At 69.8% G+C, this 26,114-nt stretch carries 24 protein-coding genes; 7 read left to right on the top strand and 17 right to left on the bottom strand.

Annotation, left to right across the window (positions count from 1 at the left end; all coding sequences use genetic code 11):
* Together BLR04_RS12485 and BLR04_RS12480 are read right to left on the bottom strand one after the other, a co-directional pair.
* Positions 1-356, bottom strand: a 356-nt coding sequence (locus BLR04_RS12485; protein ID WP_090762925.1) for a roadblock/LC7 domain-containing protein, incomplete at its 3' end; no start/stop codon positions are given.
* Positions 353-3,340 (bottom strand): nitrate- and nitrite sensing domain-containing protein, encoded by a 2,988-nt coding sequence (locus BLR04_RS12480; protein ID WP_176903049.1) that lies wholly within the window; start codon positions 3,338-3,340, stop codon positions 353-355. The genes BLR04_RS12480 and BLR04_RS12485, both read right to left, overlap by 4 nt.
* Positions 3,341-3,852: 512 nt before the next feature.
* Between BLR04_RS12480 and BLR04_RS12475 the strand changes: the two genes are divergently transcribed.
* From BLR04_RS12475 to BLR04_RS12465, 3 genes are read left to right on the top strand one after another with little or no spacing between them, the layout of a single operon-like run.
* Complete coding sequence (locus BLR04_RS12475; RefSeq protein WP_176903048.1) at positions 3,853-4,851, top strand: ABC transporter substrate-binding protein; 999 nt, start codon at positions 3,853-3,855, stop codon at positions 4,849-4,851.
* Entirely contained in the window at positions 4,848-5,663 is an 816-nt protein-coding gene (locus BLR04_RS12470) for an ABC transporter permease (protein WP_090762916.1), read from the top strand. Before BLR04_RS12475 ends, BLR04_RS12470 begins: the two co-directional genes overlap by 4 nt.
* Positions 5,660-6,460: an ABC transporter permease gene (locus BLR04_RS12465; protein ID WP_090762913.1), complete on the top strand. Its 801-nt coding sequence runs from the start codon at positions 5,660-5,662 to the stop codon at positions 6,458-6,460. Before BLR04_RS12470 ends, BLR04_RS12465 begins: the two co-directional genes overlap by 4 nt.
* 41 nt (positions 6,461-6,501) lie before the next feature.
* Here the strand turns inward: BLR04_RS12465 and BLR04_RS40585 are convergent, their stop codons facing one another.
* Positions 6,502-6,678, bottom strand: a complete 177-nt coding sequence (locus tag BLR04_RS40585) for a hypothetical protein (RefSeq protein ID WP_176903022.1) — start codon at positions 6,676-6,678, stop codon at positions 6,502-6,504.
* On the opposite strand from BLR04_RS40585, the gene BLR04_RS12460 reads away from it, so the two are divergent.
* The gene (locus tag BLR04_RS12460; protein WP_090762910.1) at positions 6,679-7,422 is read left to right on the top strand and encodes an ABC transporter ATP-binding protein; all 744 of its coding nucleotides are present in this window, start codon (positions 6,679-6,681) and stop codon (positions 7,420-7,422) included. It abuts the gene before it with no gap.
* A gap of 58 nt (positions 7,423-7,480) precedes the next feature.
* Here the strand turns inward: BLR04_RS12460 and BLR04_RS12455 are convergent, their stop codons facing one another.
* From BLR04_RS12455 to BLR04_RS12430, 6 genes are all read right to left on the bottom strand, one after another.
* Complete coding sequence (locus tag BLR04_RS12455) at positions 7,481-8,011, bottom strand: GTP-binding protein (protein WP_245740207.1); 531 nt, start codon at positions 8,009-8,011, stop codon at positions 7,481-7,483.
* Positions 8,012-8,039: 28 nt separating this feature from the next.
* The gene (locus BLR04_RS12450) at positions 8,040-8,447 is read right to left on the bottom strand and encodes a DUF742 domain-containing protein (RefSeq protein ID WP_245740200.1); all 408 of its coding nucleotides are present in this window, start codon (positions 8,445-8,447) and stop codon (positions 8,040-8,042) included.
* A 20-nt stretch (positions 8,448-8,467) separates the two neighbouring features.
* Positions 8,468-8,890 carry a roadblock/LC7 domain-containing protein gene (locus BLR04_RS12445; RefSeq protein ID WP_090762905.1) on the bottom strand — a complete coding sequence of 141 codons (423 nt, stop codon included), beginning with the start codon at positions 8,888-8,890 and terminating at the stop codon, positions 8,468-8,470.
* Positions 8,887-12,006 (bottom strand): sensor histidine kinase, encoded by a 3,120-nt coding sequence (locus BLR04_RS40580; protein WP_176903046.1) that lies wholly within the window; start codon positions 12,004-12,006, stop codon positions 8,887-8,889. Before BLR04_RS40580 ends, BLR04_RS12445 begins: the two co-directional genes overlap by 4 nt.
* A gap of 249 nt (positions 12,007-12,255) precedes the next feature.
* Positions 12,256-13,653 (bottom strand): aminobutyraldehyde dehydrogenase, encoded by a 1,398-nt coding sequence (locus BLR04_RS12435; RefSeq protein WP_090762902.1) that lies wholly within the window; start codon positions 13,651-13,653, stop codon positions 12,256-12,258.
* A gap of 25 nt (positions 13,654-13,678) precedes the next feature.
* Positions 13,679-14,953: a glycosyltransferase gene (locus BLR04_RS12430; protein ID WP_090762900.1), complete on the bottom strand. Its 1,275-nt coding sequence runs from the start codon at positions 14,951-14,953 to the stop codon at positions 13,679-13,681.
* 125 nt (positions 14,954-15,078) lie between these two features.
* Here BLR04_RS12430 and BLR04_RS12425 point away from each other — a divergent pair, with 125 nt between their 5' ends.
* Positions 15,079-15,684, top strand: coding sequence for a TetR/AcrR family transcriptional regulator (locus BLR04_RS12425; protein WP_090763062.1), 606 nt, complete (start codon positions 15,079-15,081; stop codon positions 15,682-15,684).
* Here the strand turns inward: BLR04_RS12425 and BLR04_RS12420 are convergent.
* The 4 genes from BLR04_RS12420 to BLR04_RS12405 are packed head-to-tail and all read right to left on the bottom strand — an operon-like array spanning position 15,678 to position 19,374.
* Complete coding sequence (locus BLR04_RS12420; protein WP_090762898.1) at positions 15,678-16,727, bottom strand: ABC transporter ATP-binding protein; 1,050 nt, start codon at positions 16,725-16,727, stop codon at positions 15,678-15,680. The two genes, BLR04_RS12425 and BLR04_RS12420, sit on opposite strands and share 7 nt — an antisense overlap.
* Complete coding sequence (locus BLR04_RS12415) at positions 16,714-17,499, bottom strand: ABC transporter permease (protein ID WP_090762896.1); 786 nt, start codon at positions 17,497-17,499, stop codon at positions 16,714-16,716. The genes BLR04_RS12420 and BLR04_RS12415 overlap by 14 nt, the downstream gene beginning before the upstream one ends.
* The gene (locus BLR04_RS12410) at positions 17,492-18,358 is read right to left on the bottom strand and encodes an ABC transporter permease (RefSeq protein ID WP_245740199.1); all 867 of its coding nucleotides are present in this window, start codon (positions 18,356-18,358) and stop codon (positions 17,492-17,494) included. Before BLR04_RS12410 ends, BLR04_RS12415 begins: the two co-directional genes overlap by 8 nt.
* Positions 18,359-18,369: 11 nt before the next feature.
* The gene (locus tag BLR04_RS12405; RefSeq protein WP_245740198.1) at positions 18,370-19,374 is read right to left on the bottom strand and encodes a polyamine ABC transporter substrate-binding protein; all 1,005 of its coding nucleotides are present in this window, start codon (positions 19,372-19,374) and stop codon (positions 18,370-18,372) included.
* A 468-nt stretch (positions 19,375-19,842) separates the two neighbouring features.
* Between BLR04_RS12405 and BLR04_RS12400 the strand changes: the two genes are divergently transcribed.
* Together BLR04_RS12400 and BLR04_RS12395 are read left to right on the top strand one after the other, a co-directional pair.
* On the top strand, positions 19,843-20,865 hold the full coding sequence (locus BLR04_RS12400; RefSeq protein ID WP_090762894.1) for a hypothetical protein: 1,023 nt from the start codon (positions 19,843-19,845) through the stop codon (positions 20,863-20,865).
* Positions 20,862-21,821, top strand: a complete 960-nt coding sequence (locus tag BLR04_RS12395; protein ID WP_090762892.1) for an SIS domain-containing protein — start codon at positions 20,862-20,864, stop codon at positions 21,819-21,821. The genes BLR04_RS12400 and BLR04_RS12395 overlap by 4 nt, the downstream gene beginning before the upstream one ends.
* A 42-nt stretch (positions 21,822-21,863) precedes the next feature.
* Here the strand turns inward: BLR04_RS12395 and BLR04_RS12390 are convergent, their stop codons facing one another.
* The 4 genes from BLR04_RS12390 to BLR04_RS12375 all read right to left on the bottom strand — a co-directional run bounded on the left by BLR04_RS12390 (position 21,864) and on the right by BLR04_RS12375 (position 25,901).
* Positions 21,864-22,424 carry a GTP-binding protein gene (locus BLR04_RS12390; RefSeq protein ID WP_090762890.1) on the bottom strand — a complete coding sequence of 187 codons (561 nt, stop codon included), beginning with the start codon at positions 22,422-22,424 and terminating at the stop codon, positions 21,864-21,866.
* Positions 22,405-22,719, bottom strand: coding sequence for a DUF742 domain-containing protein (locus tag BLR04_RS12385; protein ID WP_245740206.1), 315 nt, complete (start codon positions 22,717-22,719; stop codon positions 22,405-22,407). Before BLR04_RS12385 ends, BLR04_RS12390 begins: the two co-directional genes overlap by 20 nt.
* 66 nt (positions 22,720-22,785) lie before the next feature.
* The gene (locus tag BLR04_RS12380; protein WP_090762887.1) at positions 22,786-23,208 is read right to left on the bottom strand and encodes a roadblock/LC7 domain-containing protein; all 423 of its coding nucleotides are present in this window, start codon (positions 23,206-23,208) and stop codon (positions 22,786-22,788) included.
* On the bottom strand, positions 23,205-25,901 hold the full coding sequence (locus tag BLR04_RS12375) for a sensor histidine kinase (RefSeq protein ID WP_176903044.1): 2,697 nt from the start codon (positions 25,899-25,901) through the stop codon (positions 23,205-23,207). Before BLR04_RS12375 ends, BLR04_RS12380 begins: the two co-directional genes overlap by 4 nt.
* Positions 25,902-26,114: the final 213 nt, after the last annotated feature.

Raw genomic sequence — 26,114 nt, 5'->3', positions numbered from 1 at the left:
ACCATCAGTGTCATCTGGTACGCCACCAGCCCCATGTCGCAGTCGGGAGCCGCGAGCACCGCCAGGCAGGAACCGTCACTGATCGACATGATCAGCATCAGCCCCCGCTGCATCTCCACGATCGTCTGATTGACCGCACCGCCCTCGAACACCCTGGCCGCGCCCTGCGTCAAGCTCACCAGGCCCGACGCGATCGCCGCCAGCTGATCGGCCCGGTCCGCCGGAAAACCCGCCGACGCCGCCAGCGGGAGCCCGTCCGACGAGACCACCACCGCGTGCGCCACGCCCGGGACCGTGCTGACGAAGTCGGTGATGAGCCAGTCCACGCCGCGGGCCGCGTTGCTCAGGTCGTTCATGCGTCCTCCTCTCTGTCGCTGTTCTTCGGGCCTGAGCGGCCCTGCGCGCCCGAGGAGCCGGCGGGATAGGCCCGGCCCTCGCTGATGTCGTCGCGCGCCGCGCGGAAACCCTGCTGGAAGCTCGACAGGCGGTTGCGCACCCGGTCGGGCGACACCGAGGGCATCGGCATCACGCCTTTGGGGGACGCCGCGGTGTCCGCCGACCCTGGCACGAGGTTGGCCTTGGGCACCCGTTTGGGCAGGCCCGACGCCGTCGAACCTTCGCGTACGGGTTCCACGACCGCCTCCGCAGCGCTCCAGCCCGCGTCCGCCTTGGAGGAACCCCAGCTCGCGCCGTCGGGGTTGCGCCCGAACCAGGCGGACTCGACGGCGGCGAAGATCGGCAGGTAGTCGTCACCGGCGGACGCGGGCGGTGCCGCCGGTATGGGGTCCGTCGAGCCGGAGTCGGGGTCGTCGAACCCCGGCCGCTGCGACGGCATGGTGTCCTTGCCCCAACCGCCGGGCGGCGGTTGGGGAACGGGTCGTCTCGGCAGGCCGCTGTCGCCGTTCCACGCCGCGCCGCGCAGCGGCGTCCAGACGTCGGCGGGGCCGGAGGGGGCGTGCGGCTCGCCGGGACCGAAGGCCGCGCCGGGCGGCTCGGCGGGCCAGCCACCGGGCTCGCCGCGCCTCGGCGGCGCGGGCCAGGGCGGGCCCGCGTCCACGCCGGACGGGAACGAGGGGTGACCTGGGCCCATGGCGAAGGTGGCGGGCGGGTGGTCCGTGACCGGCGGCGCCGGGTGCGGCCCTGAGTACGGCTCTGAGTACGGCCCGGAATGCGGCCCGGAATGCGGCTCTGAGTACGGCCCGGTGTACGGCTCGTCCCACGACCCACCGCCGGGCGCTCCGGAGAAGGCCGGCGGCTGGCGCGGGGACGTCCCGCCCGGCAGCGCCCCCTGCTCGTTCCCGGCGAGCGAGGGCGGCTGGTTGCCGGAGAAGGACGGCATCCCGGACAGCGGCGAAGCCTGTGACCCCAGCATGTTCTCGGGGATGAGCACCATCGCGGTCAGGCCGCCGGAGCTGTGCGGGCGCAGCTGCACCCGGATGCCGTGCCGGTGGGCCAGCCTCGCGACCACGAACAGACCCATCCGCCGCGACACCGACACGTCGACGTCGGGCGCGTCGGTGAGCCGCTCGTTGGCCTGGACCAGCTCGTCCTGGGTCATGCCGATGCCGGAGTCGGTGATCGACAGCATCACGCCGCCGCCGTCGATCCGGCTGCCGGAGACGGTCACCCGGGTCTCGCGCGGCGAGAACGACAGGGCGTTCTCGACGAGTTCGGCGAGCAGGTGGATGACGTCGTTGACGGCCTGACCGGCCACCGACACGCCGTCGGGCACCTGGAGGACCACGCGCTCGTAGCTCTCGACCTCCGACAGCGAGGCGCGGGCCACGTCGACCAGCTTCACCGGCTGGCTCCAGCGGCGGGGCGGTTCCTGACCGGCGAGCACGAGCAGGTTCTCACTGTTACGCCGCATACGGGTGGCCAGGTGGTCGAGCTTGAACAGGTTGCCGAGCCGCTGCTCGTCCTGCTCACCCTGCTCCAGACCGTCGATCAGGGTGATCTGCCGCTCGACCAGCGTCTGGCTGCGCCGCGACAGGTTCACGAACATCGCGTTGACGTTGCTGCGCAGGCGGGCCTCCTCGCCGGCGAGCCGTACCGCCTCGCGGTGGACCTCGTCGAACGCCCGCGCCACCTCGCCGATCTCGTCATGGGTGTCCACGCCGATCGGGACGACGGGGCCGACCGTGCCGTCGCCGCTCTCGCGCAGCTGGCGGACGGTCGCGGGCAGGCGGTGCCCGGCGATGTCGAGGGCCTCGCCGCGCAGTTTGCGCAGGGGACGGATGAGCGAGCGGGCGATGAGCGAGACGATCGCCGTCACCACGAACAGCAGCAGCAGGATGAGGCCGCCGGAGATCATCGCCGAGCGGTTGGCGCTCTCCTCCAGGCTGCGCGCGCGCAGGATGACGGACGAGGACAGCGTCCGCTCCACGCTGCGCAACGCGTCGATCTTGCCGGTGCTGACGTCGAACCAGGTGGTGACGTCCTGGTCGGGACGGCCGCCGATGCTCAGCTCCTTGCCCTCGGCCGCCTGCGCCATGGCCCGCAGCCGGAAGAGGTCGGTCTGGTCGACGTCGCGGCCGACGACCGCGTTGCGGTAGAGCTCGAGCTGGTCGAGGGTGGCGAGGGTGGCGAACAGCGTCTCCTCGCTCTGCTCGCGCGCCTTGGCGTCGGTGAGCGACTCCAGCTCGCCGCTGTCGAAGCCACTCTTGTCCAGGGCGCTGGCGAGGACGCCGCGCTGCCTGGACGCCTGCTCCTTGGCCCGGGCGATGGCGGCCATGGCGCTCGCGCTGTCGGCCACCTCGTCGTCCACGGCCACCTGGCCGACCTGGTCGTGGAACTGCAGCAGGACCCCGATGATCTGGGAGTACTTCGCGATCGTCGGCAGCGGCTGGATCTGGCCGTTGACGGCGGTCTCGCGCAGCGTCCGCACCTCGTCGAGCCGGCGCAGCACCGGGCGTACGGCCTCGGCGTGGGTGCCGGCGAGCGCCTGCGCCTGCCGCTGGGCCTCGGCGATGAGCCCGTTGACCCTGCTGTACGTGGTGCGCAGCTGGGCCTCGCGGTTGTCCGGCCGGCCCTGTGCGATGTAGAGGGCGGTCTCGTCGCGTTCGTAGCCCAGCTCGTGGGTGACGGCGCCGACCTGCTGGCTGAGCTCGGCGACCTCCCGGAGGTTCTGGTAGGTGTGGGCGTCGTTGAGCGAGGTGATGACGCTCAGCCCGCCCAGCCCGACGGCGACGGCCGTAGGAACGACGATCAGCGCGATCAGGCGCGACCGGACGTGCCAGTTGCCCAGGCCGAACCTGCGCGAGGACGGTCGGGACAGCCGTCGCTTCTCATGGCCGTGCGGCTCGCGGTCAGCGGAAGCTTCAGCGCTCTGCGTTCTCACTTGCCTTCGCAACCTCTCGCCCCTGAGGGGAATTCTCGGGTGACCATGCAGGTAAATGCAGGTGGGGCAATATCTCGTTCGAGATAAGCGCCATTTGAGCACACCGGGCGAGGAGCACCAACCACTACTAGTGCCTCATTGAGCTGTTTATCCCTGAATGTCCAGAAAATACGACAGAATCGGTAGACATGCTCCCATCTGGTGAAACGCAATAAAGAACCGCCCCGCGACCCCCCATCGGACACGCGGGAAAAACGGACACCTGTCACTTCTGGTAACGCGAGTCTCGCGCACCACCCCTTTCCCCAAATCGGACAAACATTACGCCGCTCTGCGGCCGTCAGTTTTTCACGATATAGCCGTAAACCGACATTGCAACCACAACTATTGTTTTCGCGATAATGGCCGCCAATTTGGTGCTACGGTCGATCTCTGCCGTGCGTCAGGCACGCAGTTCCCGGGAGCAGAAGCCACCCGGTCCCCCCTGGCTCCATCCGAAGGGAGTCCCTGACATGAGGCTTGGCCGTTCCGCCAGGGCCGCGATCATCGGGTTCGCTTTGACACTCGGCGTCGCGGCGTGCAGCTCAGCCGGCACCACGTCCGTCGCCGCGCCCCCCACGAACGCGGCCGGCGGGCTGGAGAAGACACAGCTCAAGGTCGCCACCCTGCCGGCCATCGACAGTGCCGCCATCTACGTCGCCATCGACCAAGGGCTTTTCGAGAGGGAAGGGCTGGAGGTGACGCCGCAGGTCGTCCAGGCCGCCCCCGAAGCCATTCCCATGCTGATCAAGGGTGAGATCGACGCGATGTTCGGCAACTACGTCTCGATGTTCGCCGCACACGACAAACAGGCGCTGAAGGTGCGCATCCTGGCCGAGGGCTCTCGCGCGGCCCCCGACTCGCTCAGCATCATGGCGCTGCCCGACTCGCCCATCAAGACGCCGAAGGACCTGGAGGGCAAGACCATCAACGTCAACGTCCTGCGCAACTTCCAGGAGCTGGCGCTGACCCAGGTGCTGAAGGCCAACAACGTCGACCCGGCCAGCATCAAGTACGTCCAGGTGACGTTCCAGAACATCATGCCGTCGTGGAAGGGCGGCCAGATCGACGCCGCCTACCTGGGCGAGCCGCAGGTCACCGCGGCCACCGCCACGATGGGCGCCCGCAAGATCCTCGACCCGGCCTCCGGGCCCGCCGCCGAGTTCCCCATCTCCGGCTACGTCAGCACCCAGGAGTGGTACGACGAGCACCCGAAGACGGCGGCGGCCTTCCAGCGCGCCATCCACAACGCGGCCAAGCTGATGGAGAACAACCGCGAGGTGGTGGCCAAGGTGCTGCCCACCTTCACGCAGATCGACGCCGCCACCGCAGCCACCGTGACCTTCCCCTACTTCTCCGGCAACGACAACCCGGTCCGCCTCCAGCGGGTGGCCGACTGGATGCTGGAGGCCAAGTGGTTGTCGAAGGCCATCGACGTCAAGTCGCTCATGTCTCCCACGACCTCAGGGTGAGCGCGCAGACCCTGACCTCGATCCGCCCGGCGTCACCGGCCATCCGCTGGTCGCGCCGGGCGGCCGGGGCCGTCGCCTTCGCCGCGCTCATCGAGCTGATCAGCCGTACCGGCCTCGCCGACCCCGAGTTCCTGCCGCCCGCGACGGAGATCGCCGGGCGGGCGGTGACGCTGCTCGCCGACCCCGCGTTCCGCGCGCACGCGCTGACCAGCCTGCTCGCCTGGGCGATCGGGCTCGCCATCGCGGCGCTGGTCGCGGTGCCGCTCGGGCTGCTGCTCGGCAGCGTGCCGCTCGTCGACGCAGCGACGCGCTCGGTGGTGGAGTTCCTGCGGCCGATCCCGTCGGTGGCGCTGATCCCGCTGGTGGCGCTGGTCATCGGCACAGGGCTGCAGCACCGCGTGGCGCTCGTCGTCTACGCCGCGCTGTGGCCGATCCTCTACAACACGATGTACGGCCTGCGCGGCGTCGACCCCGTGGCCAAGGAGTCGCTGCGCTCGTACGGCTTCGGGCCGCTCGCGGTGCTGATGCGGGTGTCGCTGCCGTCGTCGGCGCCCTTCATCATGACGGGCGTCCGGCTGGCCGCCGGGGTGGCGCTCATCCTCACGGTCAGCACCGAGATCGTGGCCGGCCGGGGCGAGGGCATCGGCGTGTTCATCTTCTTCGCCGGCATCGCCGTGCCCGCCCGGATGGCCGACATCCTGGCCGGGGTGTTCTGGGTGGGGCTGTTCGGCGTCGCGGTCAACGCCCTGATGGTGGCCTTCGACCGGCGGGTGTTCCGCTGGCACCACGTCCAGCGCGGGGAGGAAGGATGAGAAGAGGAGGCCTGCGGACGGCCGCGTTCCGCGTCGCGGTGCTGCTCGTGCTCGTCGTGGCCTGGGAGGCGGCCACGCGGGCGGCGGGCAGCGCGTTCTTCCCGCCGCCCAGCACGATCGTGGAGCGGATGCACGCGATGTGGTTCTCGGGCTCGCCCGCCACGCTGTTCCTGACCGACGCCGCCGTCGGCGACATCCTGCCGAGCCTCGGCCGGATGGCACTCGGCTTCGCCGGGGGCGCGCTGGCGGGGGTCGTGCTGGGGCTGGCGCTCGGCCTGTCGTCACGGGTGTACGACTACCTCGACGGTGTGCTGCAGTTCCTGCGCGCGATCCCGCCGCCGGCCCTGGTCACCGTCTTCCTGGTGCTGTTCGGGTTCGGGCTGCGGATGCAACTGGCGTTCATCATGTTCAGCATCGTCTGGCCGGTGCTGCTGAACACCGCCGACGGCGCGCGCTCGGTCGAGCCGCTGCACCTGCAGACCGGCCAGGTCTTCCGGCTCTCGCGCACCGAGCGGCTCCTCCGGGTGGTGCTGCCGTCCGCGCTGCCCAAGATGTTCGCCGGGCTGCGGCTGGCGCTGTCGCTGTCGCTGATCGTCATGGTCTTCTCCGAGCTGCTGCCCGGCACCACGAACGGCATCGGCTTCCAGCTGACCACCGCGTACGTGACCTTCGACCTGCCCGCCATGTGGGCCGGCATCGTGCTGCTCGGCGTGCTGGGCTACCTGCTGAACGAGGTCTTCCTGGTCGTCGAGCGCCGGGTGCTCGCCTGGCACCACGCCGCCCAGCGCCTCACGTGAGGTGCGCCGGGGCGACGGTGAATGCGCGGACGAGCGGCCGCTCACATGGCGACCGCGATCACGCGCCCGGTAGGATCGCGCAGAACCCTTAATTTGTCCGACATGTCCACCATTTGCCGCTCCGCCAGAGTCATTTCCGGCTCGGAAAGAGTTGCCGCGCGGTTCGCGGTCTCGCCCCCCAAGGAATTCCATTGCTCGAGATAGACAACCTTTCTCACGTGTACGGCGGCGGTACTCCCAACGCGCACCACGCCATCGAAGGACTCAACCTGAGCGTCGCCGAGGGCGAACTGCTCTGCATCGTCGGCCCTTCAGGCTGCGGGAAGTCCACGCTGCTGCGGTCGATCGCCGGCCTCATCACCCCCACCGGCGGCCAGGTCAAGGTCGAGGGCAACGTCGTCAAGCAGACCCCCGACAACCTCGCCGTCGTCTTCCAGGACTACAGCCGCTCGCTGTTCCCGTGGATGTCGGTCGCCGACAACGTGGCGCTCCCGCTGCGCCGCAGGAACATGGACAAGAAGCAGCGCGAGGACGCCGCGCGCGAGGCGCTGGAGTCGGTGGGGCTGGAAGGGGCCGCGCGCAAGTACCCGTTCCAGCTGTCCGGAGGCATGCAGCAGCGGGTCGCGATCGCACGGGCGCTGGCCTACCGGCCGTCGCTCATGCTGATGGACGAGCCGTTCGGCTCCGTGGACGCCCAGACCAGGGAAGACCTGGAGGACCTCGTGCTCAAGGTCCGCGGCCACCACCAGATGACGATCGTGCTCATCACCCACGACATCGACGAGAGCGTCTACGTGGGCGACCGCGTGGTGGTGCTGTCGAAGGCCCCCGCGCACGTGGTCGGCGACCTGAAGGTCGACCTGCCTGGGCCGCGCGACCAGATCACCACCCGCGAGCACCCCGACTTCGTGCACCTTCGCGCCGAGGTCGGCCGTCTCGTCCGCGGGCACGCCACCGTCTGAGGCGGAGAAAAAGAAGAACCCGGCACCCTTCGAACGGGTGCCGGGTGACGTTGAGCCTTTACACAGGTGTGTGCATGTGCCTGGTCAGGGCGTGCTCCACCAAAGTGATCAGGGTCGATTTCACCGACTCGCGCTGGCGGGCGTCGAGCCGCACGATCGGGGTGTGGCCGCCGATCGACAGCGCCTCCCTGAGCTCCTCCTCCTGATGCGCGAACTGCCCGTCCCAGCCGTTGATGCCGACGACGAACGGCAGTTTCGCCTCTTCGAAGTAGTCGATGGCCGGGAAGCTGTCGGCCAGGCGACGCGTGTCGACCAGCACGACCGCGCCGATGGCGCCACGCACCAGGTCGTCCCACATGAACCAGAACCGGTGCTGTCCGGGCGTACCGAACAGATAAAGGATCAGGTCACGGTCGAGGGAGACCCGGCCGAAGTCCATCGCGACGGTCGTGGTCGTCTTGTTCGGTGTGAGCGAGACGTCGTCGACGTGCGCGGAGGCGTCCGTCATGACCGCCTCCGTGGTGAGCGGCAGGATCTCGGAGACCGCTCCCACGAACGTCGTCTTGCCCACGCCGAAGCCCCCGGCCACGACGATCTTCGTCGAGGTCAAGCCGGGGCTAGAGCCTGCGAAGTCCACTGAGCACCCTTTCGAGCAAGTTGAGGTCCGGCTTTCCCGCATCCAGCGCAGGCTGGTGCACGCGGATCAGGCCCTCCGACGCCATGTCCGCGATCAGCACCCGGACCACGCCAAGAGGCTGACGTAAAAGGGCGGAGATCTCGGCAACTGACCGGACATTCCGAGTCAGCTGAATGATCGCCTGATACTCCGGACTTAGTAGGGAAATGTCTTGGTATTCCGACGTCACGGAGGACACCAGCGCCTCCATGGCGAACTTCATCCGCGGCGCGGTGCGTCCCCCGGTCACGGCATAGGGCCGCACCAGGGAACTCGCCTTCTGCGAACGGGGACCCGCCGTACGCGGCGGGTTGCTATCACCAGCCCAACCCTGCTGACCTGACACCATCTTCTCCTGTCACCGCCCGGCTAGCGGGGGCGAGTTGCTTGCAGCTCGGCACGTACGGCCGGCGTAAGCACCTGACCGGCCCGCTCCACCAGCAACGTCATCTGGTAGGCCACCAGCCCCATGTCACAGTCGGGAGCCGCCAGAACCGCCAGACAGGAACCGTCGCTGATCGACATGATCATCAGAAGGCCCCGCTGCATCTCAATGACGGTCTGGGTGACCAGACCGCCCTCGAAGACACGAGCGGCGCCCTGGGTCAGGCTGATGACGCCGGAGGCCACGGCGGCCAGCTGGTCGGCGCGGTCCTTGGGGAAACCCTCGGAGTAGGCCAGCGGCAACCCGTCAGACGAGACCACGACCGTGTGGGCAACACCTGGCACGTTGTTCACGAAGTCCGTGATCAGCCAGCTGATACCACGCGCTCCCTGGCTCATTTCTCTCATTTGTCCTCCTCATAATCTTCTCCGCGGGTGAACGCCCGACCTTGCCGGACACCCTGCTGGAAGCTGGAGAGCCGGCTGCGCAACCGTTCGGGCGAGATCTGCGGCGCCGGGGACGGAGCCAGAGGCTCGACGAGACTGGCCGTACCCGGCACCAGGTTCGCCTTGGGGACACGGCGCGGCAGGCCGGACGACGTCGTCCCGCCCTCCTGCGGCTGGGCAGCGGCCTGTGCGGCCTGGAACCCGGAGTCGGCGGGCGAGGACCACGACGCGCCCGCACCCGACTGGCCGGGCGTGCGCTGCGGCAGCGAGGTCCTGCCTCCCGTCGCCGCGGGCGCGGCCGCGGGCGGCGGCGGCGGGACGGACGGATCGGCGGGCACGGCGGGGTGGACGGCCGTGATCTCGGGCTCGTCCTCCGGCTCCGGCTCGCGCGGCCTGAGCACCTCCGGGTCCGGCTTGCGGAACCAGTCGGAGCCCACCGACGAGAAGATCGGCAGGAACTCCTCGCTCTGCTCCTCCAGGGGCGAGTTGCGCACCGCGGGGAGCGGGCCCGTCATGTCCTGCGAGGAGTAGCTGCCCGGCCCGAAGGGGTCGTGGGCGGCGCCGTGACCGTTCTGCTCGAACTGGTCGGCGGGCTTGGGGTCCTCCCCGAACAGCGAGCGGAACGCCTCCTCGGGCTGCGGCTGCGGACGGTCGCCCGGATCGAACAGTGACCGGCGCGCGCCCGGGTCCGAGAACGACGCCCACTGCGCGTCGTCCTGCGACGGCGGCTCGGTCGCGAAGGACGGCCAGCGCGGCTCGTCACTCTGCGGCGGCGGCTGCTCTGCGAACGACGGCCACCGGTTCTCGGCGAACGGCTGCGGCTCGGCCACGGGGGGCGCGGGGGGTGCGGGGGATGCGGGGGGCGCGGGGGGTGCGGCATCGGCGAACGACGGCCAGCGCTGCTCGCCGAACGGCTGCTGCGCGGCGGGCGGGGCGTCCTCGGCGAACGACGGCCAGCGCTGCACGTCCGGGGCCTCGGCGAACGGCGCGGCCTGCGGCTGCGCGCCCGCGTGCGCGGGAGCCTGCTCGCCGAAGGACGGCCAGTTGCCGGAGCCCGGCGGGGGCACCGAACCCGGCCACTCCGTGTCCACGGCGGGGTGCGGGCTGGTCGGCTCCGGGTGCGTGAGCTGCCTGGGGTCGAACGTGGTGAAGGCCTCGTACTGACCGCCCTGCTGCGTGCCGTTCTGGCCGCCGCTGATGAGCACGTCGGGGAGCAGCACCATCGCGCTCAGGCCGCCGGTCTCCCGCTTGGTGAGCTGGACGCGGATGCCGTGGCGCAGGGCCAGACGACCGACCACGAACAGGCCCATGCGCCGCGAGACGGACACGTCCACGACCGGCGGGTTGGCCAGGCGCCAGTTGGCCTCGGCCAGTTCCTCCGGGCTCATGCCGATGCCCAGGTCGTTGATGGTGACGAGCACGCCGCCCTCGGGGCTCGGCGGGCTCGTGACCGTCACCTTGCTCTCGCGCGGCGAGAACGAGATGGCGTTCTCGATCAGCTCGGCGAGCAGGTGGACGGCGTCGGTGACGGCGGGGCCGACGATGAGCGTGTTGGACGGGATCTGGATCTGGACCCGTTCGTAGCCCTCGACCTCCGACAGCGAGGCGCGGGCGATGTCGACCAGCGGCACCGGCTCGCTCCACTTGCGCGCGGCCTCCTGGCCGGCGAGAACGAGGAGGTTCTCGCTGTTGCGGCGCATGCGGGTGGCCAGGTGGTCGAGGCGGAACAGGTTCGCGAGCCGGTCCTCGTCCTCCTCACCCTGCTCCAGACCCTCGATGAGCTGCAGCTGCCGTTCGACCAGCGTCTGGCTGCGGCGGGAGAGGTTGACGAACATGCTGTTGACGTTGGCGCGCAGCTTGGCCTCGTCGCCGGCCAGCCGGATCGCCTCGCGGTGGACCTCGTCGAAGGCCCGCGCCACTTCCCCGATCTCGTCGCGGGTGTTGACGCCGATCGGCGGCACCTCGGGGATCTGGGCGCCTTCGCCCGACTCGCGCAGGATGCGGACGGTCTCGGGCAGCCTCGTCGTGGCGACCTGGAGCGCCTCGGCGCGCAGCCGGCGCAGCGGGCGGACCAGCGAACCGGCCACGCGGGTGGTGATGATCAGGACGAGCAGCAGCAGCACGAGGATGAGCGCGCCGGAGATGATGGCGTTGCGCTGCTCGGTCTCGCTGAGGTCGCGGGTGGTCTTCACGATCGAGGTCGCCATGGCGTCCTCGACCTTGCGCACCGCGTTGGCGGTGTAGGAGGTGGCGTCGAACCAGAGGTTCAGGTCGCGCGCCGTGGTGACGTCGAGATCCCTGATCTTGTTGTACTCGCTCACCTGGGCCAGCGCGCGCTGACGCATGGCGTCGGCGCTGTCGACCTGCAGGCCCCTGACGGCGCGGCGGTAGGCCCGCAGGTCCTCTGGGTCGGCCTCGGCCTCGAAGGCGGCGAGCTCGGTCTGCTGCCTGTTCCACGAGCCGAGGAAGTCGGACCAGTCGGCGCTGTCGAGCTTGCGCTGCACCAGCGTGACGATGAGGATGATCTGCTGGCGCGAGAGCTCCTCCTTCATCCGCTGGAGAGAGCCGAGCGCGGCCACGTCACCCTGCAGGTCGTCGTCGCTCACGCCGTCGCCCAGGTCGCCCTGGATCGTGGAGAACACGCTGATCATGGTGCTGTACGTGCCGATGGCGGCCCGTGGCGGGACGTTGCCGACCATCGAGTCGCGCAAGCTGTCGAGACCGCCGAGCCAGCGGCGCATGTTGCTCACGCCTTCGCGCACGCGGGCCGAGTGGGTCGCGTCGATGGCCTTGGCGGCCTCGAGCGCCTGCTGCTTGGCCCGGTCGGTGGCCTGACGCTGCGTCTTGAGCTGCACGAAGCGTCCCGCCCTGCGGCGGTCGGCGACGTACCAGGCGGTGAGCGTACGCTCCTTGCCGAGCTCGTGGTTGAGCCCCCCGATGCGCTGCACCAGCTCGGCGACCTCGCTGAGCCGGCGGTACTCGGCACTCGTGCTGATGGCGTCAGCCAGCTGGATGCCCGCGAGCAGCACACCCACGACGGTGGGGATGAGGATCAGCGCGATCAGCCTGGAGCGCACCCGCCAGTTCGCCAACCGGAACCGACCGCCTGTGTACTCCCCTGACTTCGTGTGTCTGGGGTTTTCCGTCCTCACTGACTCTCGCTACCTCTCGCCGGTACGTGCTCGAAAATTCAGACACGCTTGGGGCGCATGGGATTCTGTCCGGCTGGGTAATTGGAACACAACCCGTACCAGATCGGCCAACCGAACATATCCCATCACATGCGTCCAAATAGTCACTTTGGACCGCATAACGCCGTACACGTTTCAGGCGGGCCGGAACGAATCCCGTTCGGCCGGTGCCGCGTGTTTGACCATCAGGTGACGCGTCACCGAATATTCCTGCACCGCTTCCTGGCTCATGTCCTTGCCGAACCCGCTGCCCTTGACGCCGCCGTGCGGTGCCTCACTGGCGATGGGCAGATGGTCGTTGATCCAGGTCACGCCGACGTCGAGCCGGTGCGACACGCGCATCGCACGGGCCACGTCACGTGACCACACCGAGGAGGCCAGGCCGTACCTGGTGTCGTTGGCCAGCCTGACCGCGTCGTCCTCGCCGTCGAACGGCAGGGCGACGAGGACGGGGCCGAAGATTTCACCCTGGACGATCTCGCTGTCCTGGGCGGCGTCCGCCACGAGGGTGGGCGGATAGAAGAACCCGGGGCCCTCGATCGGGGAGCCGCCGTGCAGCACGCGTCCGCCGGCCCGGGAGACGAACCCGTGCACCCGGTCGCGGTGCGCGGACGAGATCAGGGGGCCGATGTCGGTCGCCGGGTCCCAGGGGTCACCGACGGTTATTTCGGCAAGAGTTGCCCGAAGCGCCTCCACCGCGTCGGCGTAGACCTCACGGGCGACGTACACCCGGGTGGCCGCCGTGCAGTCCTGACCGGTGTTGTACGTCGCCCCCATGGCGACGCCGTGGGCCATCTCGGCGAGGTCGGCGTCCGCGAAGACGAGCGCCGGCGCCTTGCCGCCCAGCTCGAGATGGACCCGTTTGAGCGTGGCCGCCGCGCCCGTCATCACCGACCGGCCCGTCTCGGTCGAGCCGGTGACGCTGACCATGTCGACGCCCGGGTCGGTGACCAGCGCCTGGCCGACCTCGGCGTCGCCGGTGACCACCTGGACGAGCCCGTCAGGAGCGCCCGCCTTGGCGAACAGCTCGGCCAGACGCAGGGTCGTACGGGGCGTCCGGGGCGCAGGCTTGATCACCACGGCGTTGCCCGCGGCCACCGCCGGGCCGATCTTCCAGACGGCCATGACGAAGGGGAAGTTCCACGGTGCGATCGACCCCACCACCCCGACGGGACGGCGCAGCATCACCGAGGTGTAGCCGGGGCTGAACACCCCGGCCCCCGAGCCCTCCAGCGAGCGTGCCGCGCCGGCGAAGAAGCGCAGGTTGTCGGCCGCGAACGGCAGCTCGCCGTCGCGGAACACCGCGGCCGGCTTGCCCGTCTCCTCGACCTCCAGCCGCGTCAGCTCGTCGGCGTCGGCCTCCACCAGGTCGGCGACCCGCAGCAGCACCCGCGCGCGCTCGCTCGGGGTGGCCGTCGACCACTCCTCGAACGCGGCGCGCGCGGCGCGTACGGCGGATGCCACACCCTCCACCGGCGTGTCCGGAATTTCGGCACACGGGAGGCCGGTGGCGGGGTTGATCAGTTCACGCATCGGAAAGCTTCGTCCTTGAGTCGTGCTACTGGCCGAGCTGCTCGATCAGGTCGGCGGCCTTGCGCAGGCCGTCGCGACGCCGGATCTCCTCGCCCGCGGCGGCGATCGTCTCGCGCAGCTCGGTGTCGCCGAGCAGGCGCGCGAGCGCCCCCTTGAGTTCCTCGTCGGTGAAGGTGTAGGTCGAGAGCCTGACACCGAAACCGAGTTCATCGACCCTCTGGGCGTTGTCGTACTGGTCCCAGAAGAGCGGCAGCAGGATCATCGGCTTGCCGAAGTGCAGCGCCTCGGTGGTCGTGTTGTTGCCGCCATGGGTGATGACCAAGTCACACAGTGGGATGATCTTAGTCTGTGGAAGGAACTCCGCGCCCCACATGTTGTCAGCAAGCTTGATCTCTTCGTGCAGCGGGCCCTTGGAGACGATGTACTGGTGCGGCGTCGTCGCCAGCACGTCGATCACCCGCTGCATCAGTTCCACGTCGGACGAGCCGAGCGAACCGAGCGAGAAGTAGACCAGCGAGCCCTCGCCGCGCTCGAACGGCAGCGTGAACTCGCCGTCGGTCTCACGGACTGACGAGTCGAGCCGGTGCCACGTCGGGCCGAGCGGGCGGGCGTCGGTGTAGTCGAGGGCCTCGGGGTAGACGTAGAGGTTCAGGTCGCCCTCGTGGATGAAGTCGAGGTCGGGCAGCGGCGCGGCGCCCTGCTCGACGCACCACTCGTTGTAGGCGCTCCAGATCTCGCGGTGGGTGCGGTCGTACTCGGCGCGGAAGGCGTCCCACTCGGAGCGGTCGTCGGCGGGCAGGCCGGAGAAGACCGGCGCGATGTTCTCGCCGCGCACCTCCAGCGGGTTGCAGGAGACGATCCGGACGAACTTCTTGCCCGCCGTGACCAGCGCCGGGAACGTGAGCACGTTGTCCTCGACGATGACGTCGGGGTTCACCCGCTCGATGATGGCCTTGAGCTGCGGCTCGCAGTACTTCGCGCCGTCGATGAGCTCGGCCCAGATCGGCGCGGTCACGGTCTCGAGCTGCTCCCGCGTGGTCTTGCGGTACTCGGGCGCGGTCTCGCGGATGAAGTCCTTCCAGAACTGGCCCGGGTCCTGCTCCTCGGCGGCGTCCTCGGCCGGCGGGGCGAGGTCGACGAGGTCCTCCTCGAAGCCGAGTGCCTCGAGCTTGCCCTTCCAGGACGCCTCGGCGGCGAACACCACGCGGTGGCCACGGCGGCGCAGGATGTCGCCGATGCCGATGCAGTTGTTGGTCGGGCCGTAGGCGCTCTCCGGCATGAACAGGATCGTCAGTGACATGACAGCTCCGGGGGGACTCGTGAATTTGAAGAGGAATTCAAAAACAGATCTAGCGTGAAGGTCAAGTTACCGGCACTATGGTCACGGCTAACTGAATGAAAGTCGAACGAGTGAAGGTGGTGGTGGTGGCTCAGCGTAAAAGCCGTAGCGACCGGCGTATCGATCTGATCGACGCCGCGCGCAGGGCCATCATCCGGCACGGCATAGACGGTGTACAGCTCTCGCACGTCGCCGAGGAGGCCGGGCTGACGTCCGGGGCCGTCCTCTACCACTACCCCGACCTGCGCGAGCTGCTGGTCGAGGCGCAGCAGGCCGGCATGGAACGTTTCTACGAGCACCGGCTCCGCCGCCTGACCGCGCTCACCGACCCGGCCGAGAAACTGGTCGTCACGATCCGCTCGGGCCTGCCGACCGGGCCGCTCGACCCCGACGTGCGCCTGCTCAACGAGCTCGGCGGCGCCGCGGGCCGCAACCGCGTCTACGGCGTGCTGCTCACCTCGCTCTACGACCGGCAGGTCTCGATGTACCAGGCCATCCTCGACACGGGGGCGGCGCTCGGCGTGTTCCGCCTGAGCGCCGACTCCCTGACGATCGCGCGCAACCTGGTGGCCCTGGAGGACGCCTACGGCTACCGCATCACGGCCCGGCACCCGCTGATCGGCCCCGACGAGGCCGCCGAGCTGATCCTGTCGTACGCCCGCGCCGCCACCGGCAACGACCTGGCTCACTGATCGACCGCCACGACGACCGCGTCGCCGGCCTCCCAGCGCACCTTGACCTTGGCGCCCGGCCGCACCGCCGCGGCGCCCTGCACGGCGGCGAGCACCGGCCTGTCATGGCCGGGCACGTCCACCGAGATGTGTGAGACGCCGCCGTAGAAGCTGACGTCGAGCACGCTGCCTGCGACGCCCCTGGCGGCGTTCTCGTCGGCCAGCCGGATCTTCTCCGGCCGCACCGCGAGCAGCGCCTCGGCGCCCGCAGGCAGCTCGGTCAGCGGCCTGCCGGGCAGCATGCCGAACTGCTCGCTCTTGATGCCGTCGAGGCCGCTCGCGGTGCCGGGGAACAGATTGTTGGCCCCGACGAAGTCGGCCACGAACGGCGTCCGCGGACGCTCGTACAGGCTGATGGGCTCGTCCACCTGGCACACCTGGCCGCGGTCGAACACCGCGATGCGGTCGGCCAGCGACATGGCCTCCTCCTGGTCGTGCGTGACGACCACGAAGGTGATGCCGACCTCGTTCTGCAGCCGCTTGAGCTCCAGCTGCATGTCGGCGCGCACCTTCTTGTCCAGCGCCGACAGCGGCTCGTCGAGCAGCAGCAGCCGGGGCCGCTTGACGATGGAACGGGCCAGCGCGACCCGCTGCCGCTGGCCGCCGGACAGCTGCGCGGGCTTGCGCCCGGCGTGCGCCGACAGGCCGACGGTCTCCAGCACCTCGCCGACGCGCTTCTTGACCTCCTGCCGGGCCAGCCCCTCGCGCTCCAGCCCGTACGCCACGTTCTTGGCCACGGTCATGTGCGGGAACAGCGCGTACGACTGGAACATCAAACTGATCGGCCGCCGGTTCGGCGGGCGCGACAGCAGGTCCTCCCCGTCGAGCGTGACCGTGCCCGCGTCGGGCGTCTCGAACCCGGCGACGATGCGCAGCAGGGTCGTCTTGCCGCAGCCGGACGGCCCGAGGAGGGCGAAGAACTCGCCCTGCCCGATCTCCAGCGTGACGTCGTCGAGCGCGGTGATGTCCCCGAACCTGCGGGAGACCCCGTCAATCCTGAGCACGTGGCCCCCTCTCCCCGATCTTGGTGAGGCGCTGTCCGGCGATCACCGCGGTGAAGCTCACGAGGAGCAGGATCGCGGCCAGCGCGTTGATCTCCGGGGTGACCCCGAAGCGAAGCATGGAATAGATGACGATCGGCAGCGTCGGATCGTCGTTGCCGATCGTGAAGAACGCGATCACGAACTCGTCCAGCGACAGCGTGAAGGCGAGCAGCGCGCCCGCGATGATGCCGGGCGCGAGCTGCGGCAGCGTGATCCGCAGGAACGTCGTGACGGGCCCGGCGCCGAGGTCGCGCGAGGCCTCCTCCAGCGAGGTGTCGGCCCCGGTGAGCCGGGTGCGGACCACCGCCGCCACGAACGCCGTCGCGAACATGCCGTGCGCCAGCACCACGGAGTACAGGCCGAGGGTGAACTGGAGCGCGCCGTACAGGACGAGCAGACCGATGCCGATCACCAGGTCGGGCAGGACGGCCGGCATCAGCGCGATCGCGTCGAGCAGCTTCGACCTGGCGTGCCGGGCCAGGCCGACGGCCAGCATGGTGCCGAGCACCGTGGCGATGACCGTCGAGCCGGCGGCCACGATCAGCGTGTTGACCAGGCCGTCCCTGATCCGCTCGTCGCCGGCCAGCTCGCCGTACCACCGCAGGCTCGCGCCCTCGAAGCTGTACGCCGACTCGCCGGAGTTGAACGACATGACGACCAGCACGACGATCGGCAGATACAGGAAGACGTACGTGGCCCAGAACGGGACGTACAGGAGCTTCGACCTACGCACGGCGGGCCATCCACGACTGCGCGAGGAGCAGCAGCACCAGCGCCACGACGAGGGCCAGTGCCAGCGTCGCGCCGAACGGCCAGTCGCGCGCCTTGAGGAACTGGTCGCGGATCAGGTTGCCGACCATGATCGACTTGCTGCCTCCGAGCAGTTCCGGGATGACGAAGTTGCCGAAGCTCGGCACGAACACGAACAGGCTGCCGGTCATCACAGCCGGCAGGGTCAGCGGGAAGGTGACCTTCCTGAACGTGGTGAACGCCGACGCCCCGAGGTTCGCCGACGCCTCCCGCAGCTGCGGGTCGAGCCGGTCGATGGCGGCGTACAGCGGCAGCACCATGAGCGGTAGGTACGAGTAGAGCAGCCCCGTGACGATGGCGCCCTCGGTGTAGAGCACCTCGATGGGCCCGAGCCCGAGCGCCTTCAGCCCGCTGTTGACCAGCCCGGGACCGCTCAGCAGCATGATCCAGGCGTAGACGCGGATGATGAAGTTCGTCCAGAACGGCAGCACGATCGCCACCAGCGCGACGGTCTTCCACTTCCGCGGCAACTGGGCGATCAGGTAGGCCGTCGGGTAGCCGAGCAGCAGGGCGATCAGCGTCGTGAGCGCCGCGAGCTTCAGCGAGTTGACGACCACGTTCAGGTAGAGCGGGTCGAGCAGCCGCTCGAAGTTCTCGGTGGTGAACTCGTAGACGATGCCGCCGAACCGCCCGCGCTGGAACACCGTGTCGCTCAGGAGCAGCGCCAGCGGCACCAGCATGAGCACGACAAGGTAGGCCAGCCCGGGGGACAGGAACACTAACGCGCCCAGCCGGCGCCCCCGTGCGGGGGACACCGGCCGGGCCTTGACCTCGGACTTCACAACAACGACAACTACTTCGCCTTGACGTCGGCCGACAGGCGGCTGTACTTGGTCGACGCCTGGCCGAGGTCGATGATCGACTCACCGTTCAGCAGCTCGGCCGGCGTGATGCCGAGCAGCGAGCCCGGAGCGATCTTCACCCGGTCCATGGCGGCCTTGTTGGGCACCTTGTAGTTGATGTTCTCGGCCGCCCAGCTGTGGATCTCGGGGTCGAGGATGTAGTTGATCAGGGCGTGCGCGGCCTCCTTGTTCTTGGAGGACTTCATGATCACCATGGTGTCCACCCAGAGGTCGCTGCCCTCCTTCGGCACCACGAACTTGATGTTCTGCTTCTCGTTCGTGGTGGGGCACCAGCCGTCCCACGCCTCGACCATGAGGGCCTCACCGGAGACCAGGCGGTCGCCGAACGTGGTGTCGTCGTAGGTGAGCAGGTGCGGCTTCTGCGCCATGAGCGCCTCGCGCACCTTCTCGATCTCTTCGTCCTTGTCGGTGTTGACCGAGTAGCCGAGCGCCTTGAGCGCGGGCAGCGCGAGCCAGCGCTCGGTGGTCATCATGGTGACCTTCTTGTCGGCCCAGGCCGGCGGCTTGAGAAGATCGTTCCAGCTGGTCGGAGGGGTCTTGACCAGGTCGGAGCGGTAGCAGATGCCCGTCGTGCCCCAGGTGTAGGGCACGGAGTACTTGTTGCCCTTGTCGTACGAGAGCTGGGTGGCCTCGGGGTAGAGGTTGGCCAGGTTCGGGATCAGCTCGGGGTGGATCGGCTCCAGCAGACCCTGCTCGTTGAGCGCCTGAGCATACTGGCCGGACACGAACGCCACGTCGACGCCGCTGTCACCGGAGGCGGTGAGCTTCGCCATCGCGGTCTCGTTGGTGTCGTGGTACGCGATGTTCATGTTCTCGACCTTGAGCTTCTCCTTGACGCGCTTGGGAAGCTCCTCCGGCAGGTAGCCTTCCCAAACCGTCACCTGGAGGCTCTGCTTCGACAGGTCCGCGTTGGGTTTGAGCTGGTCGGCCGCCACCGTCGTAGTTTCTTCTGACGACCCACCCCCGCACGCCGCTACGGCTAGCGCGAGACCGACCACCGCCATGGTGGCCGGGAGACGACGGGTGAACCGAGTACGGGACACGGCCGCTACTCCTTCTGAAATTAGCGATGTTAGAGGGGTCGCGCGACCTTACCGGACACAGCAGACCAGGATGGAGTGTTGCAGTAGATATCAACATCGGCAAGACTTTTAACGACATTGCTACCTGGAAGTTTGGTCTGCCAGTTGAATTGGGATTCAATAACCGGGCGCTTGATCTCTCTCGGTGAAAGGCCCCTCACGGCCCGAGATCATGGACTCTCCGCGGCCCTCGTCGGGGCGCTGGCGGACGAGCCGTCGCCGCCGCTCGCGGTCCGGCGGTTCTCGCCGGTGCCCACCTTCTCGTACACACCGGGCGATCGCCACACTGGGGTCCTGGGTGAGCGAAGCTTCGGGCCGCACGTGGACCAGACGAACCACTCGGTGGTGGTGGGAGAGAGCGTAGTGGTCAAGTGGCTGACCCCGCCCGCACCGCTCCCCCACCCCGCCGTCGACGTCTTCCCGCACCTCGTCGCCGCGGGCTTCGACGGCACCGCCCCGCCGTACGCGGCGGTGACGGCGGTGCTGGACGGCCGCGAACACCTGCTCGCCCTGGTGACCGGCTACCTCCCCGAGGCGAGGGACGGCTGGGAATGGTGCGTCGACGCCGCAGAATCCGGCACCACCGACTTCGCCACCCCCCTGGCCCACCTCATGGCCGACCTCCACCTGGCCCTCTCCACCTACTCCCCTGCTCCCGCTGCAGCGCCCTCGCTCACCACGGACGGCTCCACCACGCCCCACCCCAAAAGGACCGAACCCCCTACGGCGGGGGTCGCTCGGGCGGGCGGGTGTGGTGAGGGGGCTTCCGGTGTGGGCGGGGCTTGGGAAAGGGCGGAGGGAGCGCTCGGAGAGGCGCTTGAGCTGACCGGTGGCGAGGACGGGGTCTGGCTGGCCGCCCGGGCCGAGGCGCTGCGGCGGGAGCTTGCGCCGCTGGCCGCCCCCATCAGCACCCCCCTGATCAGGATCCACGGCGACCTGCACATCGGCCAGGTGCTCAAGTGGCGCGACGGCTACGCGGTCATCGACTTCGACGGCAACCCCACCGTCGCCGACACCGACCTCTTCCAGCCCGCCGCGAGGGACGTCGCCCAGCTCGCCACCAGCCTCGACCACGTCGCCCAGGTCGCCGTCAAGCGCAGGGGCGTCCCCCCGAGGAAGGCCGCCGCCTGGGCGAGGGCCGCCCGCGCCGAGCTGCTCGCCGCCTACCGCGACCGCCTGCACCGACGAGGACGACCCGACCTGCTCGACGAGAGCCTGCTGCGCCCGTTCGAGGTGGAGCAGGAGTGCCGCGAGTTGATCTACGCCGCGCGGCACCTGCCCCGCTGGCGCTACGCCCCCATGGGCGTGCTGCGTACCTGGTACCCCGAGGAGGAGACCGCGTGAACCCCGAGCTCTACCTGTCCGATCTGGAGGCCAAGCCGGAGTCGCTGGCCGCGCTGGCCGGCGTGCTGCGGACGGAGGACCCGTTCGCCGGACTGCCCGCGGACGTCGAGCGGGTGCTGTTCCTCGGCATGGGCAGCTCCCGCTACGCCGCCGGGGTGTCCGCGCTGCGCCTGCGCAGCGCCGGGGTGTTCGCCCACGCCGAGTACGCCTCCGCCGCGTCGAGCCTCCCGCCCGCCGCGGGCACGCTGGTCGTGCCGATCTCGGCCACCGGCACGAGCCGGGAGACGCTCGACGCCACGGCCCGCTACACCGGCGGCGCCGCCTTCCTCGCCGCGATCACCAACCGGACCGACTCCCCTCTGGCCGAGGCGGCCGACCTGGTGGTGCCGATGCGCGCGGGCGAGGAGCGCGGCGGCGTCGCGTGCCGGACGTTCCAGCACACGCTCGCCCTCCTGCTCGCCCTGGAGGCGCGGCTCACCGGGCGCGACCTCGACCTGCCGGTCCTGCTCGACAAGGCCGCGCACGCCACGGCCGACCTCCTCGACCGCCGGGACGAGTGGCTCCCCGCGACCGTCGAGCTGCTGGACGGCCCGCACGGCGTCCACACGATCGCGCCCGCCGAGCGCCTGTCGTCGGCCGAGCAGTCGGCCCTGATGTTCCGCGAGGGGCCGCGCCGCCGGGCCGACGCGTGCGAGAGCGGCGACTGGTCGCACGTGGACGTCTACCTCACCAAGACCCTCGACTACCGCGCGCTGCTCTTCCCCGGTTCCCGCTACGACGACCAGGCCATGGACTGGGTGCGGGAACGCGGCTCGACGGTGGTGTCGGTGGGCGCGGAGGTCAAGGACGCCAAGGCCACGATCCGCTACGCCCACGACGACGACCCCGACGTCGCGCTGCTGACCGAGACGCTGGTGGCGGAACTGGTGGCCGCACACTGGTGGGCCGCCGGCTGAGGGCTCCCGGGTGACGGAGACCGCCTGGGGAAGAGGACAGCCCTACCGTACTGACATGGCGTGTTCGACGAGAGTGATCAGGGTGTTCTTGACCGCGTCGCGGGCGCGGGCGTCGGTGCGGACGATCGGGACGTGCGGCGAGAGGGTCAACGCCTCGCGGACCTCGCTCTCGATGTGCGGGAACTCGCCGTCCCAGCCGTTCAGCCCGACGACGAACGGGATGCCGGAGTCCTCGAAGTAGTCGACCGCGGGGAAGCTGTCGGCCAGCCGCCGCGAGTCGACCAGCACCACGGCCCCGATGGCGCCCTTCACCAGGTCGTCCCACATGAACCAGAAGCGGTGCTGGCCCGGCGTGCCGAACAGGTAGAGGATCAGGTCGGCGTCGAGCGAGACGCGGCCGAAGTCCATCGCGACCGTCGTGGTCGTCTTGCCCGGCGTGTGGGCTAAGTCGTCGATGCCCGCCGAGGCGTCGGTCATCACCGCCTCGGTCGTCAGCGGCATGATCTCGGACACCGATCCCACGAACGTGGTCTTGCCGACGCCGAAACCGCCCGCAACGACGATCTTCGTGGAGGTGAGCCGGCTAGAGCCTGCGAAGTCCACTCAGCACCCTTTCGAGCAGGCCGCGGTCGGGCAGGCCCGCTTGCAGCTGCGGCTGGTACACCCGGACCAGCCCGTCGGCCTCCATGTCGGCGATCAGTACCCGCGCCACCCCGAGGGGCACCCCGAGCAGCGCGGAGATCTCCGCCACGGATCGTACCTGCCGGCACAGCTCGCTGATGGCCCGATATTCACGGGTGTAGTTCATCCCGAGTTGCGCCGAGGTCGCCGAGGATACCAGTGCTTCCATGGCGAGACCCGTCCGCGGAGCGGTCCGGCCGCCGGTGACGGCGTACATCCGGACGAGCGAACTGCGCTCGGGCTCCTGCTCCCCGTTGTGCCACGATGCCAAGGTTCACTCCCATCACCACGGGCGCGTGGCGGAGAGCTCCGCCCGTACGGCAGGGGTGAGCACCTGCCCCGCGCGCTCGACCAGGATCGTCATCTGGTACGCGACCAGGCCCATGTCACAGTCGGGAGCCGCGAGCACCGCCAGGCTGGAGCCGTCGCTGATCGACATCACCAGGAGCAGGCCGCGCTGCATCTCGACGATGGTCTGGACGACTTCTCCGCCCTCGAACACCCGGGCCGAGCCCTGCGTGAGGCTCACCAGACCGGAGGCGATGGCGGCGAGCTGGTCCGCACGGTCCTTGGGGAAGCCGTGGGAGAAGGCCATGGGCAGTCCGTCGGCCGAGACGACGACGGCGTGCGCCACTCCCGGCACCTCGTCGACGAACCCGCTGACCAGCCAGTTGACGTCCCTGGCCCCCTGACTCAGCTCCCTCACAGCCCGTCCTCCAGTTCGGCGCGGCCCCTCCGCACACCCTGCTGGTAGCCGGACAGCCGGCTGCGCAGCCGGTCGGGCGACACCGGAGGAGCGGGAGGAGGCGACGGCTGCCGGCTCGGGGCGGCGCCTGACGCGAGGTTCGCCCTGGGGGTGCGCTTCGGCAGGCCGGAGTCCGTGGTGCCGTTCCCGGCCGGCGGCCCGGCCGCCCCGCCGAAGGCACCGGCGGGTGGCGCACCCAGCGGTCCGGTGGGCGGGCCGGTGGGCGGGCCACTGAGTGGGCCACTGAGCGGGGGCAGGCCGCGGCTCGGGACGAGCCCCGGCTCGGGAGCAGGAAGGCCGCGCTCTGCGCCGGACGACCAGGACGGGTCGCGGCGGTCGGCCGTCGGCGTCGCCTTGCTGAACCAGCCGCCCGCCTCCAACTCACCGGTGCCCTGCGTGAAGTCCTCCTGCGCACGGGGCGGCCCCACCGGGGCGGGGAACACCGTCTCCTTCGGCGCGTCGGTGTGCGCGGGCGCCGAGCTGAACCAGGGCGACGCCTCCACCGCCGGATCGACGTCGAGCGACGCCAGTGTTCCCGCGTCGAGCGAGGGCAGCGGCCCCGCGTCGAAGGACGGGTGCGGCGCCGCCTCGGTGAAGCCCGCGTACGACGGGGAGGTGCTCTGCCGGGGAACGGCGACGCGCGCCCGGTGGCCCTGATCGGCGAGCGACGGCACGCCCGCCGGCGCCTGCAGAGTGTCCTGAACCGCCGTGAGCAGCGTCGGCGGGACCAGCACCATCGCGGTCAGCCCGCCCTCGTCCTGGCGGCGCAGCTGCACCCGGATGTTGTGCCGCAGCGCCAGCCGGCCGACCACGAACAGGCCCATCCGCCGCGACACCGACACGTCCACGACCGGCGGGTTGGCCAGCCGCCAGTTGGCCTCGCCCAGTTCCTCCGTGGTCATGCCGATCCCGCGGTCGGTGACCGACACCATGAGGCTGCCGCCGTCGATGCGGCTGCTGGAGATGATGACCTTGGTGTCGTTCGGCGAGAAAGAGACGGCGTTCTCGACCAGCTCGGCGAGCAGGTGCACCACGTCGGTCACGGCCTGGCCGGCGATGGCGACGTCCGACTGGATCTGGATGCTGACCCGGTCGTAGCTCTCGACCTCGCCGAGCGCCGCCCGCACGATGTCCATCAGCTCGATCGGCTCGCTCCACCGGCGGGCGGCCTCCTGCCCGGCGAGGACGAGGAGGTTCTCGCTGTTGCGGCGCATGCGGGTGGCGAGGTGGTCGAGCTTGAACAGGTCGCCGAGGCGGGTGTCGTCGCGCTCGCCGCGCTCCAGCTTCTCGATCAGCGTGAGCTGCCGTTCGACCAGGGTCTGACTGCGGCGCGACAGGTTGACGAACATGGCGTTGACGTTGGAGCGCAACCGCGCCTCGTCGCCCGCCAGCCGCACCGCCTCGCGGTGCACCTCGTCGAACGCCCGCGCGACCTCGCCGACCTCGTCCCTGGAGAAGATCCCGATGGGGGGCACCTCGGCGACGACCTCGCCGTCGCGCGCCTCGCGCAGGTGCTGGACGAACTCCGGCAGCCGCTTGCCGGCGATCTCCAGGGCCTCGCCGCGCAGCCGGCGCAGCGGCCGCACCAGCGACCGCGCCACCCCGGTGGTGATCAGCAGTACGGCCACGAGGAGCGCGAGGACGGCGCCCGCGGTGACGAACGCCCGCTGCCGTTCCTCGCCGCTGAGCGTCTCGCTGCGCTGCACGATCATCTGCGCCTGGCGCTGCTCGATCTTGTGCATGTTGTCGACGACGACGTTCGCCGCGTCGAACCACGTCTTGGCGTCGTCCGGCGCGGAACGGTCGAGCCCGCGCAGCGGCAGGCCGTCGGTGGCCCGGATGAGCACCAGCTCGCGCAGGAACAGCATGCGGTCGGCGGACGCGCCGTTGACGGTCTCGTCGAAGAGGCGGCGTTCCTCCGCGGTGGCCTCGGCGGTGAAGCTCTTGCGCTCGTTGGCCTCGCGCGCCTGCTCGCCGAGCAGGCGCTGCAGCTGGCCGGTGTCGAACGCGCCCTCGACGAGCGCGACGGTGATCAGCGCCTGCTGGTACGAGACGCTCTCCTTGGCGCGGGCGAGCCCGTCGAGCATGCGCGTCTGCCGGAACAGCTCGTCGTCGGCGCCGCCCTTGACCAGCTCGTTGTGGACCGAGAGCAGGTCGGTGAGCACCGTCGTGTAGAGCTCGACCGCGGGGCCGGGCAGCAGGTCGTCCTCCAGCGCGCGCTTGCGCAGGCCGGTGAGGTCGTCCAGGCGGTTGAGCAGGTTCTCCAGCTGGTCGGCGGCACGGCCGGTCGACTCCTCCAGCAGCGGCGCGGCGATGCCGCGCACCTCACCGGCCGTCAGGTCGACCCTGGCCATGTGGGCCTGCACCTCGGCCAGGTCGTTGCCCGGCCGGCCGCGGGCGATGTACCAGGACGTCTTGGCCCGTTCCGCGGCGACCAGGTGGGTGAGGTCGCCGAGCTCGGCCGAGAGCTGGGCGAACTGGTTCGTGCGCGCGTAGTCGGCGGCGGCCGCCGCTGACGCGAGCACCTGGATGCCGCCGAGCAGCACGGCTGCCGCGGTCGGCACCAGGATGAGGGCGACGAGTCTCGCCCGGACACGCCAGTTGCGCAACCGCCAACCCTCGCCGGCGCGCTTGACGCCCAGCCTTGTACTCACCGAACGCACCTCGCCCGAATTGGCGTATTTGAGTGGTCTGTGCCCAGGGGAAATGAGCAATGGCGGTAATTGGAACACATCCCACAGCTTGTGGCCAAGCGAACATAACGCGCCAAAAGTTATCTCGCGTGACTCATGGGGATAGAAGCTGGAACTCCACCTTGCTTGCCTTCAGGGCGGGAAATAACCCCTTAAAGCAATATATGTCCATAT

The sequence above is a fragment of the Nonomuraea maritima genome, from assembly GCF_900100395.1.
Taxonomy (GTDB): Bacteria; Actinomycetota; Actinomycetes; order Streptosporangiales; family Streptosporangiaceae; genus Nonomuraea; species Nonomuraea maritima.
Note: the sequence above shows the minus strand (reverse complement) of the source record. Positions and strands in the feature narration are given on the sequence as shown.

Bases quoted from the DNA above. Each gene is read 5' to 3' on its own strand.
- BLR04_RS12475 (WP_176903048.1), top strand. From the start codon at position 3,853: ATGAGGCTTGGCCGTTCCGCCAGGGCCGCGATCATCGGGTTCGCTTTG.
- BLR04_RS12465 (WP_090762913.1), top strand. From the start codon at position 5,660: ATGAGAAGAGGAGGCCTGCGGACGGCCGCGTTCCGCGTCGCGGTGCTG.
- BLR04_RS12450 (WP_245740200.1), bottom strand. From the start codon at position 8,447: ATGGTGTCAGGTCAGCAGGGTTGGGCTGGTGATAGCAACCCGCCGCGT.
- BLR04_RS12445 (WP_090762905.1), bottom strand. From the start codon at position 8,890: ATGAGAGAAATGAGCCAGGGAGCGCGTGGTATCAGCTGGCTGATCACG.
- BLR04_RS12435 (WP_090762902.1), bottom strand. From the start codon at position 13,653: ATGCGTGAACTGATCAACCCCGCCACCGGCCTCCCGTGTGCCGAAATT.
- BLR04_RS12430 (WP_090762900.1), bottom strand. From the start codon at position 14,953: ATGTCACTGACGATCCTGTTCATGCCGGAGAGCGCCTACGGCCCGACC.
- BLR04_RS12385 (WP_245740206.1), bottom strand. From the start codon at position 22,719: ATGTACGCCGTCACCGGCGGCCGGACCGCTCCGCGGACGGGTCTCGCC.